This is a genomic window from Escherichia sp. KTE159, from assembly GCF_000408805.1.
Lineage (GTDB): Bacteria > Pseudomonadota > Gammaproteobacteria > Enterobacterales > Enterobacteriaceae > Escherichia > Escherichia marmotae.
Genome location: NZ_KE137292.1, coordinates 2,828,291 through 2,845,836 on the forward strand (window position 1 = coordinate 2,828,291; position 17,546 = coordinate 2,845,836).

The 17,546-nt window shown below is 42.2% G+C and carries 16 protein-coding genes; 8 read left to right on the forward strand and 8 right to left on the reverse strand.

Going from position 1 to position 17,546, the window contains the following annotated elements:
* Nucleotides 1-31: 31 nt before the first annotated feature.
* The 3 genes from A31E_RS08295 to tssB form a co-directional block, all read right to left on the reverse strand.
* Nucleotides 32-520 (reverse strand): GNAT family N-acetyltransferase, encoded by a 489-nt coding sequence (locus A31E_RS08295; protein WP_001517064.1) that lies wholly within the window; start codon nucleotides 518-520, stop codon nucleotides 32-34.
* The gene (locus tag A31E_RS08290; protein ID WP_016249186.1) at nucleotides 517-810 is read right to left on the reverse strand and encodes a type II toxin-antitoxin system TacA family antitoxin; all 294 of its coding nucleotides are present in this window, start codon (nucleotides 808-810) and stop codon (nucleotides 517-519) included. Before A31E_RS08290 ends, A31E_RS08295 begins: the two co-directional genes overlap by 4 nt.
* Nucleotides 811-1,344: 534 nt before the next feature.
* Nucleotides 1,345-1,842 carry a type VI secretion system contractile sheath small subunit gene (gene tssB, locus A31E_RS08285; RefSeq protein ID WP_016249187.1) on the reverse strand — a complete coding sequence of 166 codons (498 nt, stop codon included), beginning with the start codon at nucleotides 1,840-1,842 and terminating at the stop codon, nucleotides 1,345-1,347.
* Nucleotides 1,843-2,434: 592 nt separating this feature from the next.
* On the opposite strand from tssB, the gene A31E_RS08280 reads away from it, so the two are divergent.
* The 8 genes from A31E_RS08280 (at nucleotide 2,435) to A31E_RS08245 (ending at nucleotide 12,007) form a co-directional block, all read left to right on the forward strand.
* Nucleotides 2,435-2,908 carry a hypothetical protein gene (locus A31E_RS08280; protein WP_000143249.1) on the forward strand — a complete coding sequence of 158 codons (474 nt, stop codon included), beginning with the start codon at nucleotides 2,435-2,437 and terminating at the stop codon, nucleotides 2,906-2,908.
* Nucleotides 2,905-3,240, forward strand: a complete 336-nt coding sequence (locus A31E_RS08275) for a lysozyme inhibitor LprI family protein (protein ID WP_016249188.1) — start codon at nucleotides 2,905-2,907, stop codon at nucleotides 3,238-3,240. The genes A31E_RS08280 and A31E_RS08275 overlap by 4 nt, the downstream gene beginning before the upstream one ends.
* A gap of 825 nt (nucleotides 3,241-4,065) precedes the next feature.
* Entirely contained in the window at nucleotides 4,066-5,049 is a 984-nt protein-coding gene (locus A31E_RS08270) for a KpsF/GutQ family sugar-phosphate isomerase (protein ID WP_001325875.1), read from the forward strand.
* Nucleotides 5,050-5,111: 62 nt separating this feature from the next.
* Complete coding sequence (locus tag A31E_RS08265) at nucleotides 5,112-6,260, forward strand: capsule polysaccharide transporter (RefSeq protein WP_000905744.1); 1,149 nt, start codon at nucleotides 5,112-5,114, stop codon at nucleotides 6,258-6,260.
* Between the two features lie 23 nt (nucleotides 6,261-6,283).
* Nucleotides 6,284-7,960, forward strand: a complete 1,677-nt coding sequence (locus A31E_RS08260; RefSeq protein WP_016249189.1) for a polysaccharide biosynthesis/export family protein — start codon at nucleotides 6,284-6,286, stop codon at nucleotides 7,958-7,960.
* Between the two features lie 9 nt (nucleotides 7,961-7,969).
* Nucleotides 7,970-8,710: a 3-deoxy-manno-octulosonate cytidylyltransferase gene (kdsB, locus tag A31E_RS08255; protein ID WP_016249190.1), complete on the forward strand. Its 741-nt coding sequence runs from the start codon at nucleotides 7,970-7,972 to the stop codon at nucleotides 8,708-8,710.
* On the forward strand, nucleotides 8,707-10,734 hold the full coding sequence (locus A31E_RS08250; protein ID WP_016249191.1) for a capsular polysaccharide biosynthesis protein: 2,028 nt from the start codon (nucleotides 8,707-8,709) through the stop codon (nucleotides 10,732-10,734). The genes kdsB and A31E_RS08250 overlap by 4 nt, the downstream gene beginning before the upstream one ends.
* Before the next feature lie 34 nt (nucleotides 10,735-10,768).
* Nucleotides 10,769-12,007, forward strand: coding sequence for a capsule biosynthesis protein (locus A31E_RS08245; RefSeq protein ID WP_016249192.1), 1,239 nt, complete (start codon nucleotides 10,769-10,771; stop codon nucleotides 12,005-12,007).
* Nucleotides 12,008-12,239: 232 nt separating this feature from the next.
* Here the strand turns inward: A31E_RS08245 and A31E_RS08240 are convergent, their stop codons facing one another.
* The 5 genes from A31E_RS08240 to A31E_RS08220 are packed head-to-tail and all read right to left on the reverse strand — an operon-like array spanning nucleotide 12,240 to nucleotide 17,439.
* Nucleotides 12,240-13,376 (reverse strand): glycosyltransferase family 61 protein, encoded by a 1,137-nt coding sequence (locus tag A31E_RS08240; protein ID WP_016249193.1) that lies wholly within the window; start codon nucleotides 13,374-13,376, stop codon nucleotides 12,240-12,242.
* A gap of 15 nt (nucleotides 13,377-13,391) precedes the next feature.
* Nucleotides 13,392-15,017, reverse strand: a complete 1,626-nt coding sequence (locus tag A31E_RS08235; RefSeq protein WP_016249194.1) for a capsular polysaccharide export protein, LipB/KpsS family — start codon at nucleotides 15,015-15,017, stop codon at nucleotides 13,392-13,394.
* A 6-nt stretch (nucleotides 15,018-15,023) separates the two neighbouring features.
* Complete coding sequence (locus tag A31E_RS08230; RefSeq protein WP_016249195.1) at nucleotides 15,024-15,953, reverse strand: glycosyltransferase family 4 protein; 930 nt, start codon at nucleotides 15,951-15,953, stop codon at nucleotides 15,024-15,026.
* 41 nt (nucleotides 15,954-15,994) lie between these two features.
* Nucleotides 15,995-16,666 carry an ABC transporter ATP-binding protein gene (locus A31E_RS08225; RefSeq protein WP_016249196.1) on the reverse strand — a complete coding sequence of 224 codons (672 nt, stop codon included), beginning with the start codon at nucleotides 16,664-16,666 and terminating at the stop codon, nucleotides 15,995-15,997.
* The gene (locus A31E_RS08220; RefSeq protein ID WP_016249197.1) at nucleotides 16,663-17,439 is read right to left on the reverse strand and encodes an ABC transporter permease; all 777 of its coding nucleotides are present in this window, start codon (nucleotides 17,437-17,439) and stop codon (nucleotides 16,663-16,665) included. Before A31E_RS08220 ends, A31E_RS08225 begins: the two co-directional genes overlap by 4 nt.
* Nucleotides 17,440-17,546: the final 107 nt, after the last annotated feature.

Genomic DNA, 17,546 nt, shown 5'->3' on the forward strand with positions numbered 1-17,546 from the left:
CTATCATCTTATTGACTCCAAATAATACCAATTAAGCATGAACCAAATCCCCCAACGTCACCAGCAACATCATCGGATCCATCGGTGACGGCTCAAACCCCACCCGCAGATAGAAATCCCGCGCCTCATCAGACAGCGCATGAACCAGCATCCCGCGAATACCGATAGTTTCAGCCACCTGAATCACCCGCAGCCCGGCGTCACGTACCAGCGCCCGACCAACACCCTGCCCATGTATAGACTGATCCACCGCCAGACGCCCCAATACCACAACCGGGATCGGATCGGGCATATTACGGCGAAAGCGGCCGGGGGCAGTGTTTGTCATCACTGCACTGGATGCCAGCGAGTAATACGCCAGTACCTTAGAATCACTGCCGCAACATACAAAGGTACGGGATGCGCCAGTGACCTGATTTTTCATCGCCCGTTGTTTCAGCCAGTTATCCATAGAATCCACGCCACAGCAAAACGGGGTAAGAATATGCCCGGCGTGAAGCGGCTCAGGAGCGGAGATCATTTTTCCTGCTCCCACGGCGCAGGGGTCTGCATAGTTTTACGCAGCGCGGGGTTTGGCGCTGGAGCCTGATCAAGGCGGGTAAGAAACGTCTGATAAGCCTCCGGATCGGCCATAATGATACGCTGCTCGATCAGCGCCTCTTCCGCCGCGGCGCGGGCGGCCTCCAGCACAAAGTCAGTGCGGTTTTTTCCTCTGGCTTTCGCAGCCCGATCGATAAGATCGCGCTCGGCGGGCCTGATGCGCAGATTCAGGGTTTCGCGTTTCATCGCCATACTGTTTGCGGCTGGCATGGTGTTGTCCTCTTATGTTTCTGTGGATATTAAGTATACAACACGTGTAACGCAGATGTCATTACGATAAATTTAGAGGGAATCGTACCGGAGGATCGAACCAAGCGTTTTTCTACGTATTTTGATCTACTATCATGATTCAAAAGAGAAAGTAAGGGTCAACCTCCGGGTCTTGACAATAGATAGCAGAAGAATTTTTGATGGAAATCAAATTGGTAGGTAACTGAAAGTTCCCGAGTCCGGGCACCACTATTCATAAGGCCTCGCTGAAAAGCGGGGCTTTTTCTTTTTCTGGCTACGGTAAATTTCTGGCCGTTGCTACACGTAATTTGCGTGCTGTATTTCTCGCCATTTTCGACGATGTTTGTTGCTTTATACACACCAATACATGCAGGCGCTCACAGTGATATTCTGTTAATTATCACTCCCTGACGTTCCCCCTGATTGTGCGGCAATCGGCTCGCCACCAGCGGCATTCTCATTTTTTACAGACGTCAACATTTTCCTTATTAATCCATTAAATCGTCGTGACCGTTACGGCTGTTTAGGTGCCAAAGCTGAAAGTTCTGCTTTGAGTTCTGCACTTAATGCCGGGTCCAGCAAAATGTTTTCCAGTTCTTTACGGAACGTCTGGTTATCCAGAAGGTTCGCTTTTAAATCACGAAGTAAATTACGCATGGAAAGCATGGCTTTTAGCTGAGGTATTTGTCGGGATACCTGTTCCGGGGAGAAATCCTTTATGCTCTGAAATGTCAACCTGATGCTGTCTTCGCTACCGTCATCAGCAAGTGTGTTATTAACGATAAGATTTACTTTTGGGGAATAGTCTGAAAGGACTGCATCAAAATTATTTTTGTTAAGATTAACTTTTTTACGCTCAGATAATGGCGCGGATTCCTGACCATTACTAAAATCACCCGCAACCAGTAACTTCAGGGGTAATTCTGTTTTTTTACTCGCCCCCCCTGTATGCAGTTCTAATTTCAGATTAATACGAGCCTTTGGTATCTCCCGCTGGAAACTGTCACTCATAATCCCCTCACGCAATTCAGTTAAAGTCAAATTAATAATAATACTTCTTTAACCGGATACTAAGGCAATTGCGAAATCAAAAAAACAATACAGATCAATATATTGAGAATAAAAAACAATGGGAATGTTGCCAAACAATAAAAATAAGCACAGCGATATCAAGCAATTAAAAACGTCTTTATAAATATTCCTAATTGTATTTTTATTATGTGCTTTTATTTTTTCCTTACCCACACAACCTGTTAACAGACAGGCGGTACATCGTGCGAAACGTTGACTTACCTGGCTTCATCCTACTGGCAAAGTTATTCTGATAGCCCCGCTGACTTTGCCTTACTGATTCATAAGTATTCACCGCCATCCTTATCCAACACTCAGACCATCCCAGTTTCTACAGGCCTCACCATTGGCGGAAGAGATTTTATTTTAGGTAAGCGCAAATTTGCATTACAGCATATTCAGGCCTACACCCGAATAGCCTGATTAACCATAAAATATTGACGCAGCGCAGCATATTGACTATTCCTTGAACTTATATTCATACATTGTAATAGCACAGTAAATGTAGGATCTTATGCATAACGGAGTATTTATGACTTTTAAGCGTTTGGTTGTTATTACCGCTATATCCTGTATGTATACCGGATTTGCATTTGCAACGAATGTCTCGTTGAATCCTGCCCAGGTAGAACATCTGAATAACGTCATTCATCGTGAGGTAAAAGGGAAGAATGACCGTAATTTTGCCTATACAAACTGGACTGAAGCTCAACGCGTAGCCGAATTTATTTGCCGACCGCTGGCACTGAAAGAACTACAGAAGCAGTACACCGACGTAGATAAGGTTATTCTCGATCAGGGAAAACATAATATGCAGCGCCTGGTCTCACCTGCGCTCCTGACGGGCAATGGTCAGTACCGTCGGGGGATTAACTGGACGACTTTTCACTACGCATGTGAATTGTCAGTGAAAACCGGAGAGGCTATAGGGTTCAGATTGTTGAACAACAAAACCCTGACCATGGCTCCGGGACCCGTTATTCGTCCCGGGAGGCTAAGCCAGTGAAAAATATTCTTACCGCATTTCTCATCATCACTCTCCCGGCGTTCTCTGCCACGGCGGCCAGTTTTGATTGTCGGCAGTCCCACAGTGCGGATGAAAAAGCAATTTGTTCATCACATAGCCTGAATGATTTGGACGTGGAGTTGAGTGTTAAATATCAATTCCTTCATGGACTTTACGCGATGGGAGCCGCCGGGGAACTGCATGACTCACAGGTACTGTGGCTGGCTGAACGACGCCGGTGTGGTAGCGATACAATCTGCCTGAGAAAAGCATACAAACAGCGATTAAAAACTTTAAACCATCTTTATGACGCGATTAATAAACCACTCTGAATCTGAAGTGGACTGTTGGTTGCCGGAGGTGCCTTTCTGCGAGGCATCTCCTTACCCGCGAGTATGGCCAAAAGGGCCTGATGCTTGTCTCTCCATCAGCCCTTTCACTGAGCAAAATGTACGCTACAAAAATGAAGGATGGCCGGACGGAAGTGCTCTCTGGCATATGTGCAACCGATTCATCACGTGATAATCCCAATAATTATTTTTTATTTGGTAATAGTTTCCTTGAAAATATATGTACCAATAAATGCAATCTGGTCTGTTTTAATTCCACTGCCACCTGCAGAAATAATCAACCAGAAAACAATCTTGATATTTAATAGTCACCAATAAAACTTTATCACTCCCTTCTGCTTTATATGGAAATTGTCAATTGGTTAACTATACATAGCTTAAATAGTTGAATACGGAATATCACCACCATTACCGAGGTGTTTTATTTATAAATAACAATGTCATGCGTCTCTTTTTTTTACAAGGGAACAATCAACCTCTGAATTGTTTTTTGATTCAATAGTTAAGCGCGAAACATTTTAATCATTGATAAAAATCCTAAACTCCTTGTTCATAATGTAGGGCTGTGTTAAATAGGTGGGCAAAATTTGGTTCCCCCTTCTCGCCTGTAATATTGCAGTATCTTCGCACTTCCATGAGACATTGCGACTTAATAAGAGGGTGATAAGTCCTGGATAAGAGCATGGACTAACCATATTTTTATATTTATTAAATAATTTGTTATAACCCATTGATTTAATATCAATAATTTATTATGGGTTCGGGTTTGTTGTGACTGTGGCACTATTTCCGTGCAAAGGAGCTGATATGTCTGAAAGACATTTACCTGATGACCAGAGCAGTACTATCGATCCATATTTAATTACCTCTGTTCGCCAGACTCTGGCAGAACAAGGCGCAGCATTACAAAACTTGTCTAAGCAACTGGATCCCGTACAGTACCAACGAGTCCTTAATTTGATAATGAACTGTAAAGGACACGTTATTCTTTCGGGAATGGGTAAATCAGGGCATGTTGGTCGTAAAATGTCAGCGACACTGGCCTCTACTGGTACGCCGAGTTTCTTTATTCATCCGGCAGAGGCTTTCCATGGCGATCTCGGTATGATTACGCCTTATGATCTCCTGATCCTTATTTCCGCCAGCGGTGAAACGGATGAAATTCTGAAGCTAGTCCCTTCACTGAAGAATTTCGGCAACCGAATTATCGCCATTACCAATAATGGAAATTCCACGCTGGCGAAAAATGCTGATGCCGTGCTGGAACTTCACATGGAGAATGAAACCTGCCCGAATAACCTTGCACCAACAACGTCCACCACGCTGACCATGGCGATCGGAGACGCGCTGGCTATTGCCATGATCCACCAGCGTAAATTTATGCCGAATGACTTCGCGCGTTATCACCCGGGCGGTTCATTAGGTCGTCGCCTGCTGACCCGTGTTGCTGATGTTATGCAGCATGATGTTCCTGCGGTGCACCTGGATGCGTCGTTTAAAACCGTGATTCAACGTATCACCAGCGGTTGCCAGGGTATGGTGATGGTAGAAGACGCAGAAGGCGAGCTGGCGGGTATTATCACCGACGGTGACCTGCGTCGCTTTATGGAAAAAGAGGATTCTCTGACATCCGCCACGGCTGCGCAGATGATGACGCGTGAACCACTGACTCTACCGGAAGAAACCATGATCATCGAAGCGGAAGAAAAGATGCAAAAGCATCGAGTCTCAACGTTATTGGTGACCAACAAGGCGAACAAAGTCACTGGTCTTGTACGAATTTTCGACTAATGAAGCAACGGGAGGCGAGAGGCCAGCCCCCTCGCCTCCACTGAAACTCTGATAATCGTTACATGTTGATAAAATTGAAGTCTGCCGTATCCTGGATGCGTGCTCGTCTGTCTGCCATCTCACTGACAGATATCCAAAAACACCTGGCGAAAATCATCATTCTGGCACCGATGGCTGTGCTACTGATCTATCTGGCTATCTTCAGCCAGCCTCGTTATATGAGCGAGTCGAAAGTCGCCATTAAACGCTCGGATGATTTAAATAGCGGCAGCCTGAATTTTGGTCTGCTTCTGGGTGCCTCTAACCCCAGTTCCGCGGAAGATGCGTTGTATCTGAAAGAGTATATCAACTCGCCGGATATGCTGGCGGCGCTGGATAAGCAACTGAATTTTCGTGAAGCATTTAGCCACAGCGGGCTCGATTTTCTTAATCATCTTAGCAAGGATGAAACCGCAGAAGGCTTCCTGAAGTACTACAAGGACCGTATCAACGTTTCGTATGACGATAAAACCGGATTGCTGAATATTCAGACACAGGGCTTTAGCCCGGAGTTTGCGCTTAAATTTAACCAGACCGTGTTGAAAGAGTCAGAACGCTTTATCAATGAGATGTCGCATCGCATTGCGCGTGATCAACTTGCCTTTGCAGAAAGCGAGATGGAAAAAGCGCGCCAGCGTCTGGATGCCAGCAAAGCGGAACTGCTCTCTTATCAGGACAGCAATAACGTCCTGGATCCACAAGCCCAGGCTCAGGCGGCGAGCACGTTAGTAAATACGCTGATGGCTCAGAAGATCCAGATGGAAGCAGATCTGCGTAACTTGCTGACATATCTGCGTGAAGACGCCCCCCAAGTGGTGAGCGCGCGTAACGCGATTCAGTCATTGCAGGCACAAATCGATGAAGAAAAAAGCAAAATCACAGCGCCACAGGGTGACAAGCTAAACCGTATGGCGGTGGATTTTGAAGAAATCAAATCAAAAGTAGAGTTCAACACCGAGCTGTACAAACTGACCCTGACCTCCATTGAAAAGACCCGTGTAGAAGCGGCTCGTAAGCTCAAGGTGCTGTCTGTGATCAGTTCGCCACAGTTGCCGCAGGAATCGTCTTTTCCAAACATCCCTTATTTGATCGCCTGTTGGTTACTGGTGTGCTGCCTGCTGTTCGGCACCCTGAAACTGTTGCTGGCTGTTATTGAAGATCACCGAGATTAACGCTGTCGCTGAATGAGTTTGTGATGAAATTATTTAAATCAATTTTACTGATTGCCGCCTGTCACGCGGCGCAGGCCAGCGCGGCCATTGATATTAACGCTGACTCAAACCTTACGGGGGCAGCACCACTGCCCGGTATTCTGAGTGGGCAGCAGTCGGATACACAAAACATGAGCGGCTTCGACAACACCCCACCGCCAGCACAGCCGGTGGTGATGAGTCGTATGTTTGGTGCTCAACTTTTCAACGGCACCAGCGCGGATAGCGGTGCGACGGTAGGATTCAATCCTGACTATATCCTTAATCCGGGCGATAGCGTTCAGGTCCGTTTATGGGGTGCGTTCACCTTTGATGGTGCGTTACAGATTGATCCCAAAGGCAATATTTTCCTGCCGAACGTTGGTCCGGTGAAAGTTGCTGGGGTTAGCAATAGCCAGTTGAACGCCCTGGTTACATCAAAAGTAAAGGAAGTGTACCAGTCCAACGTCAACGTCTACGCCTCCTTATTACAGGCGCAGCCAGTAAAAGTGTACGTTACCGGCTTTGTACGTAATCCTGGTCTGTACGGCGGCGTGACGTCCGACTCTTTACTGAATTATCTGATCAAGGCTGGCGGCGTAGATCCGGAACGCGGGAGCTACGTTGATATTGTGGTCAAGCGCGGCAACCGCGTGCGCTCCAACGTCAACCTGTATGACTTCCTGCTAAACGGAAAACTGGGGCTTTCGCAGTTCGCCGATGGTGACACCATCATCGTTGGGCCTCGTCAACATACGTTCAGCGTTCAGGGCGATGTCTTTAACAGCTACGACTTTGAGTTCCGCGAAAGCAGCATTCCTGTAACAGAAGCGTTGAGCTGGGCACGCCCTAAGCCTGGCGCAACTCACATTACGATTATGCGTAAACAGGGGCTGCAAAAACGTAGCGAATACTATCCGATCAGTTCTGCGCCAGGCCGTATGTTGCAGAACGGCGATACCTTAATTGTGAGCACTGACCGCTATGCCGGCACCATTCAGGTGCGGGTTGAAGGCGCGCACTCCGGTGAACACGCCATGGTGCTGCCTTATGGTTCAACCATGCGTGCAGTTCTGGAAAAAGTCCGCCCGAACAGCATGTCGCAGATGAACGCGGTTCAGCTTTATCGCCCATCAGTGGCTCAGCGTCAGAAAGAGATGCTGAATCTCTCGCTGCAAAAGCTGGAGGAAGCGTCACTTTCTGCCCAGTCCTCCACCAAAGAAGAAGCCAGCCTGCGAATGCAGGAAGCGCAACTGATCAGCCGCTTCGTGGCGAAAGCGCGCACCGTGGTTCCGAAAGGTGAAGTGATCCTCAACGAATCCAATATTGATTCTGTTCTGCTGGAAGATGGCGACGTCATCAATATTCCGGAGAAAACATCGCTGGTTATGGTTCATGGCGAGGTGCTGTTCCCGAACGCGGTGAGCTGGCAGAAGGGGATGACCACCGAGGATTACATCGAGAAATGTGGTGGCCTGACGCAGAAATCGGGTAACGCCAGAATTATCGTCATTCGTCAGAACGGTGCTGCCGTCAACGCGGAAGATGTGGATTCACTCAAGCCGGGCGATGAGATTATGGTTCTGCCGAAATATGAATCGAAAAACATTGAAGTTACTCGCGGTATTTCCACCATCCTCTATCAGCTGGCGGTGGGTGCAAAAGTGATTCTGTCTTTGTAAGGAATTGAGATGAGCAAAGCAGTTATTGTCATTCCGGCTCGCTATGGCTCCTCGCGCCTGCCGGGTAAGCCACTGCTCGATATTGTTGGTAAACCGATGATCCAGCATGTTTACGAGCGTGCGTTACAGGTGGCGGGCGTTGCGGAAGTTTGGGTGGCAACTGACGACTCGCGCGTTGAACAGGCAGTGCAGGCATTTGGCGGGAAAGCCATCATGACGCGCAACGATCATGAATCCGGCACCGATCGGCTGGTCGAGGTGATGCATACGGTGGAAGCAGATATCTACATTAACTTGCAGGGCGATGAACCAATGATTCGTCCGCGGGATGTAGAAACACTGTTACAAGGAATGCGTGACGATCCCGCGTTGCCGGTGGCAACACTATGCCACGCGATTTCTGCCGAAGAAGCGACGGAGCCAAGCACAGTAAAAGTGGTTGTGAATACCCGCCAGGATGCGCTTTATTTCAGCCGCTCACCGATCCCGTATCCGCGTAATGCTGAAAAAGCGCGTTACCTGAAACACGTCGGTATTTACGCTTATCGTCGCGATGTGCTGCAAAACTACAGCCAGTTGCCGGAGTCCATGCTGGAGCAGGCGGAATCACTGGAGCAGCTACGGTTGATGAACGCAGGGATCAACATTCGCACGTTTGAAGTTGCCGCAACAGGTCCGGGCGTCGACACCCCTGCATGTCTTGAAAAAGTGCGCACCCTGATGGCACAGGAACTGGCTGAAAACGCATGATTGGCATTTTCTCGTCTGGCATCTGGCGTATTCCACATCTGGAGAAATTTCTGGCGCAACCGTGCCAGAAACTTTCTCTGCTGCGCCCTGTTCCACAAGAAGTTGATGCTATCGCCGTGTGGGGACATCGCCCCAGCGCGGCGAAACCAGTCGCCATCGCTAAAGCAGCGGGAAAGCCGGTCATCCGTCTGGAAGATGGATTTGTGCGTTCGCTGGATCTTGGCGTCAATGGCGCACCGCCGCTTTCTTTGGTGGTAGATGATTGCGGCATTTACTACGATGCCAGCAAGCCTTCGGCGCTGGAGAAACTGGTACAGGATAAAGCCGGAAATGCGGCATTGGCAGATCAGGCCAGAGAAGCGATGCACACCATCGTGACCGATGATTTGTCGAAATATAATCTGGCGCCTGCGTTTGTGGCTGATGAGTCAGAACATTCAGACATCGTTCTGGTTGTCGATCAGACATTTAATGATATGTCAGTGACGTATGGTAATGCGGGTCAGAATGAGTTTGCCGCCATGCTGGAGGCCGCGATTGCGGAAAATCCTCAAGCGACAATTTGGGTGAAGGTGCACCCAGATGTACTGGAAGGAAAGAAAACAGGTTATTTCGCCGATCTGCGCGCCACGCAACGAGTACGTTTAATTGCCGAGAATGTCAGCCCGCAGTCGCTGTTGCGACACGTTTCCCGAGTTTACGTCGTGACCTCCCAGTACGGCTTTGAAGCCTTGCTGGCAGGAAAACCGGTGACATGCTTCGGCCAGCCCTGGTATGCAGGCTGGGGCTTAACGGACGATCGTCATTCGCAGTCGGCGTTGTTATCTGCCCGACGCGGTTCAGCCACACTGGAAGAACTTTTTGCCGCTGCATACCTGCGTTACTGTCGCTATATCGATCCGCAAACGGGAGCAGTAAGCGATCTGTTTACCGTGCTGCAATGGCTGCAATTACAACGCCGACATCTGCAACAGCGTAATGGCTATTTATGGGCGCCAGGCTTAACGCTGTGGAAGTCAGCGATCCTGAAACCTTTCTTGCGAACAGCGACAAACCGGCTGAGTTTTTCACGTCGTTGTACTGCGGCGAGCGCCTGCGTGGTATGGGGTGTAAAGGGGGAACAGCAATGGCGAGCCGAAGCGCAGCGAAAATCACTGCCGTTATGGCGAATGGAAGATGGTTTTCTGCGTTCATCCGGACTTGGCTCTGACCTGCTGCCACCGCTATCGCTGGTGCTGGATAAACGCGGGATCTACTATGACACCACGCGCCCCAGCGACCTGGAAGTGCTGCTGAATCATAGCCAGCTAACGCTGGCGCAGCAGATGCGAGCTGAAAAATTACGCCAGCGACTGGTTGAAAGCAAACTGAGCAAGTACAACCTGGGAGCCGATTTCTCTCTACCAGACGAAGCTAAAGGTAAAAAAGTTATCCTGGTGCCGGGTCAGGTAGAGGACGATGCCTCTATTAAAACAGGCACTGTCTCGATTAAGAGCAACCTTGAGCTATTACGCACAGTACGCGAGCGTAATCCGCACGCCTACATTATTTATAAACCGCACCCGGATGTACTGGTGGGGAATCGCAAGGGCGATATTCCGGCAGAACTGGCTGCTGAACTAGCTGATTATCAGGCACTTGACGCAGATATTATTCAATGCATTCAGCGCGCAGATGAAGTGCACACCATGACGTCGCTGTCGGGATTTGAAGCGTTATTACATGGTAAGCACGTACATTGTTACGGCCTGCCCTTCTATGCCGGTTGGGGTTTAACCGTTGATGAACATCACTGCCCGCGCCGCGAGCGCAGATTAACGATAGCAGACTTGATCTATCAAGCGTTGATTGTTTATCCAACCTATATCCACCCAACACGGCTACAACCTATTACAGTTGAAGAAGCTGCGGAATATTTAATCCGGACGCCGCGCAAGCCGATGGTAATTAGAAAAAATAATATTGACAGAGTTATTAATATTTACCGTAAGTTAATCATGTTCTGCAGAGTCAGACTGGATTAACCAATTTCATTATTGACTATTGCACAGATTATTTATGCAAGATAATGCACTAAGCATTTTGTTATCCGGTAAAAAGTACCTGCTATTGCAGGGACCGATGGGACCTTTTTTCAATGACATCGCCGAGTGGTTAGAGTCATTAGGCCGTAACGCTGTGAATGTTGTATTCAACGGCGGGGATCTTTTTTACTGCCGTAATCGACAATACCTGGCTTATTACCAAACGCCGAAAGAGTTTCCCGGTTGGTTGCGAGATCTCCACCGACAATATGACTTTGACACCATCCTCTGCTTTGGCGACTGCCGCCCATTACACAAAGAAGCAAAACGCTGGGCGAATACGAAAGAGATCCGCTTTCTGGCATTTGAAGAAGGATATTTACGCCCGCAGTTTATTACCGTTGAAGAAGGCGGAGTAAACGCATATTCATCGCTACCGCGCGATCCGGATTTTTATCGTAAGTTACCAGATATGGCTGCGCCGCACATTGAGAACTTAAAACCTTCAACGATGAAACGCATTGGCCATGCGATGTGGTATTACCTGATGGGCTGGCATTACCGTCATGAGTTCCCTCGCTACCGCCACCACAAATCGTTTTCCCCCTGGTATGAAGCACGTTGCTGGGTTCGTGCGTACTGGCGCAAGCAACTTTACAAAGTAACACAGCGTAAGGTATTGCCGAGGTTAATGAATGAGCTGGATCAGCGTTATTATCTTGCCGTTTTGCAGGTGTACAACGATAGCCAGATTCGTAACCACAGCAATTATAACGATGTGCGTGACTATATTAATGAAGTCATGTACTCATTTTCACGTAAAGCGCCGAAAGAAAGTTATTTGGTGATCAAACATCATCCGATGGATCGTGGTCACAGACTCTATCGACCATTAATTAAGCGGTTGAGTACGGAATATGGCTTAGGTGAGCGCGTCATTTATGTGCACGATCTCCCGATGCCGGAATTATTACGCCATGCAAAAGCGGTGGTAACAATAAACAGTACGGCAGGGATCTCTGCGCTGATTCATAACAAACCGCTCAAAGTGATGGGCAATGCCCTGTACGACATCAAAGGATTGACGTATCAAGGGCATTTGCACCAGTTCTGGCAGGCTAACTTTAAACCGGATATGAAACTGTTTAAGAAGTTTCGTGAGTATTTATTAATGAAGACGCAGATTAATGCAGTTTATTATAGACGACTGAGTTATGAAAAAGGCACATATTTAGTAAATAGAGTTCCATTCAATAACAAGTCATTACAGTAATAAGATAGTTACCATTTATATTTAGCAGAGTGTGATATCACATATTTTTTGTATCATATGTATGGTTAATGAAATCAACATCATATTAAAATACAATAATTATGGAAATATAACTTATGTTATTTATTTAATATATCAACTATTCAAAAAATAGTTAATAACACTATATGATAAGCCGTAAAATAAAAACACAAGAAATAATTATCAGGCCATGGGGTAATTAGTTACGATTTCAGACATCGTCATTTAATGACGCCGTACAGTGTTCTACGAACATTACAAACCTATCAACATCTATTGTCAGCTCTTTATCCTCATTTTTTTCTATCCAATAGCATCCATATTTACAATTCATTAGCTGAGTAGTACGATAATAACTAACTCTATTCCAATCTGTAGGCATTATCTCAATAAGAATTTTTAAATTTTTTGAAAAAACAGCATTTGCAATGCCCATCCCATGCGATCCAACAATTATTTCCGCGTGAGAAAACAGAGCAATTTGTTCACTTGGAGTATAATCACCCGGATCACAGATGTAATATCCCTGTTCTTCAAAGTACTTATATAAATCTATTTCGTTATGGATTTTTCGCTGTGTTGCATTCCGCCGAGAAATAAAAATTTTATGTTTCTGAGTAATATTTGATAATTTCGAGAATGACTCTGAAAGATTATTACAGCTTTTGATATAATAATCGCTTGGAGTATGTAAATGACCGAAACTTGGAAATGATGTGATTATCACATTATCAAATTCAATCCAAGTGTTTCCAACTTGTATTATTTTATTTCTTTTAACCCCTAAACCTTCAAGCAAAATAACAAGTTCTTCTGATATATGTGGCGTAACAATATTAAAACCATCTAATGAACCATATACCTGTTTTATCAAATAAAGTGCAGGCAACGACTCTCGATATAAATGATCTAAATTTGAGAACATATAAAGCCAGATAGACTTACCATGAATTTTTATTGAGTCATGAAAATCATCAACAAATAACTGTCTCTCATTATAATTAAGTATTCCTTGTTCTTTTAAAGCTTGCTTCCCAGACACATTTATAAAATTCCAAAGATATTTATCTTTATATAAAATAGGCCAATACCTTGGCATTCCTTCTGGGCGAGGGCCAATTTTACATGATTCAACCTCAATAATGATCACCTCATGAGTTTGATATTGTGTTGTAAAAATAGCGGAAAGCTCAGATATATCCATATTTTCGTTGTCTACCTGAAAAAAAGGATTAGACATCGATTTTATTTGCATTTTATCTTGAGCGATATATCTATTAATTTTATTTAAAAATATATCCTTTGAGTTTCTTATATCAATTGGTTTAAATGCATTATGAACCAACATATTATCACTTGCCTATTAAAATAAAATTTTTGCTAAAAAATTAAGTGATTTATACCTGGAGTCAATAAAAAATCTTTTAGGATTTTGCTTGAATTTTTTTATTTTCTTTATATATTTCCTTTCATTTTCACATGATGGGGTAAGTATCGATAATTCTGTTTTTTCAAAAATACTTTTTTTTATTTCATCATTTTCTTTTTTCTCAATAACAGTTTTAACATTTCCTTCAGAAGATTTATTAGAAACTTTATTGTGATTTATTTTCTTTTTTTCTCCAACAATTGGTTTAACTAAAGATATATAAGATGGAAGTTTCAACTTTTTCTCTAAACTTAGAATCCCTGATTTATGAATGGAAACAAGGCTTTTTTCAAGAAATTTTATCAAAAAAAGTTCAAGATTACTGTACTCTTCAATAGTAAGATATTTATTTAGTTTATTTTCTTTTAAGGCAGTAAAAAACTCATCAATACTATCAAAATCATATGTAAATCCTTTTTTCCCATAAAATGCATTACCAAGTTGTATTGGCTTAACACCTAAAAATGCAGCCTCGATTGCTGATTGAGAACACAAAGTTACTATATGATCAGATTGTTTTATTAGGCTCTCTAAATTGAAATCCTCTATAATAAATACTCTTGATGATTTATCATCAGGAAGTTCTTTAATATATTCATGGATCTTTTCAAAGGTCAAAGCAGACCGTATATTGTTTTTGTGTCTTTCCCAAGGATGGGATTTAAATATAACAAAAACATCATCATCGCATAACAGTCTATCAATCAATTCAATATAAAAATCTATAGTTGAAAGATATTTCTTTGCAGTACAAATGACAGAGAAATCATTTACAACTTGACCTATAATAGTAACTGTCTTGCTACCTTTTTTTTCAATTAAGAATGTTTCTGAAGGTTGGGTAACATTCTTGTTTTTAGCCAAGAGAACCTTATTAATCGCTTTGATCCTTGTCCTTTCTAACTCAAAACCGTTTTCTTCTATATTAACTGAGTTATAGACATTACTTATCTTTAAATTTGTATTATTAGGAATAGGGTCATACTTCTCTTCAATATAGTATTCATTCCCTGTGAAAAAATGTTCCAAGACAAGAGGTGTTGTTGGGTGAGTTTTAAGAATCTCTAATAAAACTCTGTTATATATTTGAGCTCCAGAAAAAATACAAGCATATGTATGTTTTTTTATATTACTCAGTTTATCTTTCCAAAAATCAATCCAAGACCAGGCAGCAGCTAAGTTTAGCAGTAATGCCCTAGAGTCCGTTTGCATCATGAACAAAAATAAATCACTATCATCAGGCACACCGCTTAATAAAAGTCTAAAGCTGTCAATTGGCAAATAATATGATAATGCTTCATCTCTGCATACTTTAAAAAGATTAATTCCATTTACTGTAAAGTAATATAATTCCTCTCTATCTTGTTCCAGCAATTCATTATATTTTGGTTGCAATTCATCAAAAAAACACTCATAATTCCCGTAAGCGCTTACCCATTTATTCCTTTCGCGTACAAAAGTATGATATATCTTATGCCTTTCAATAAAATCAAATAAACTTTTAAAATTCCTTACATGAAAATGTACGCTATCGGAAAATAAAATGCTTATATTTTTCATTATAAATCACCTTACCATATTTTTATAGATTAATGAGGTTTTTTCCATTACATCTTGCCATGTCATTATATTTTTTGAACTTGCGAACGCATTTTTTTCTAATTCTTGGTAATTAATGTCTTGAGAAAAATAGTTAATATTATCAATGTCTTTTTCAATATCACCAGTTAAAATAATACCATTCACACCATTTTTAACATAGTCATTCACCATTCCAACAGGTGTCGATATTATTGGTGTGCCTGATGCAATTGCCTCAGGGATATTTGCAGGGCCACCTTCATACAAGCTAGTTACTAAAAGGAAATTGAGTTGTTTATATAAATCTCCATAACAAAAATATGGTAGTCTTTCATAGCACTTTACTTCAAAACCATATTGTGCAGCTTTATATGCTGTTATTGTTCTATCAACGCCGACAAAAATAAATTTGTATTTTTGTGAATCCAGTCTTTTGAAAATCTCATAAAGATAAGCTTCCCCCTTAACTTTGCGACCATATCTTTTTGAAATAAAACCGATATTAATCTTATCAGTTTTTTTCTTTGACATTAGTGTATTACAAAATACATCTGAATTATAACCATGTGGGATAACTTCAGTATTTGTTAACCCCTTATTATGTATGAATGCTTGTTGCATTGAATTAAGACATAATATTTTCTTTGCCTCCATATATCTAGGATGAAATTTTTCATAATTTAACCAAGGATCTGTATCATTTAAGTCATGGTGAATAGTTACAACAGAGTTTGCTTTTAGCTCGCTTTCCAAATGAGGGCGGTGGTAGTGATAGAGGTCTGCGTTATCAATTGGTCTGCAACTTTCAACTATCGATATCTCTTTGTCACAATATTTTTTATAATAAGAAAGAAGATCCGTAAAGATTCCACTTGTAATATTAGATGACATTACATGATTAACTATTATAGACATAACAATGTACTTTGATAATTTGGCAGGAATAATAAATAAAGTTATTTTACATTTTTTATATCGAAAGAATATTCATCAAGAGCATCTATTACAGAGTCATAATACTTAATCTCATCATATGCTTTAAGATATATAGCTATATCACAAAATTCTTTTAATGCGTTTAGACTATGAGATACCATTATAATATTAGATTTTTCATAACGTTCTTTAAAAATCCTCGAGCATTTTTCTTTAAATCGAGCATCGCCAACAGCTGTGACTTCATCAACTAAATAATAATCAAAATCAAATGCCATACTTAAGCCAAAACCAAGGCGTGATTTCATCCCAGATGAATAAGTTTTGATAGGCATATCAAAATAATGCCCAAGCTCAGAAAAATCTTCAACAAACTTTATTTTTGATTGTAATTCATTTTTTTTAGAATATAATCTAGCGACAAATTTAACATTTTCTCGACCAGTAAGACTGCCTTGGAATCCTCCGGAAAGGCCTACTGGCCATGATATTTTTTTATTACAAATAATATTTCCATTATCCGGCCTGTCAATTCCACCAATTATCCTTAATAAAGTTGATTTGCCAGCACCGTTACGTCCTATTAAAGCAACATTTTTGTTACTTGGGATTTTTAAATTTATATTTTTAAAAACAAAGTGTATCCCTTTCGATGTTCTATAACTTTTTGTTAAATTATCAATATGAATCATGATGTTAACATCTCTTTTTCTTTAACTTTGTATGATGCTAATGAAAAAAACAGTATTATTAGTGCACATAGTGATAAATAAGATAGACTTGCACCATCAGATTTGTAGTTGTTTAACATGGCTATTCTTGAAAGCTCCACGATATGCACTAATGGGTTCCACAATAAATATGACCAATATTCTCTAGGTATTGAATGCAATGGAAACATTATACAGGACACAAAATATAATGGTTTTAATAAAATAGGGAGCAATTTTTCAGTTTCAGGAAAAGTATTGCCAATGATCATAAATATGGTCCCTATTCCTATAGATACTAAAAAAAGTAGGAACCATGTAACTATTAATAATAACAATCGTTCGAATGAAAATTGTTCTTTAAATGTAAATAATATAATAAGCAAAATAATATATACTAATAAATAAATTAATAATTCTAAAATAGCTCGTGCAATAATAGTATCAATAGGTTTTACGGGTCTATAGTTAAATAGCCCTTGGTTTGCCTCAATTGCGTTTATAGATCTGCTTGATATATTCGAGAATATAAAGAATGGAATAATACCATTTAGCAGAAAGACCGGGAATGATATGCCAGGCATGGTTCTATGCATGATGAAACCAAATATGAAAAATAAAATCAACATATGAGAGGCAGGTTCTAGTATCGCCCATAAATATCCAAGGCGATATTTACCAAAGCGTGTTTTTAACTCTCGTAAAAAGAGAGCATGAACAGCGGCTTTCTGAACTTCAAATCCACTTCTTGCCATTTGATGATGTGATCCTAATATCTTCAGGTATGCTACCGCCCCTGGCTTAACAGCTACCAATACACTGGAGGTAATACTTATTTGTAACTGGATAAATTTCGTTCAGA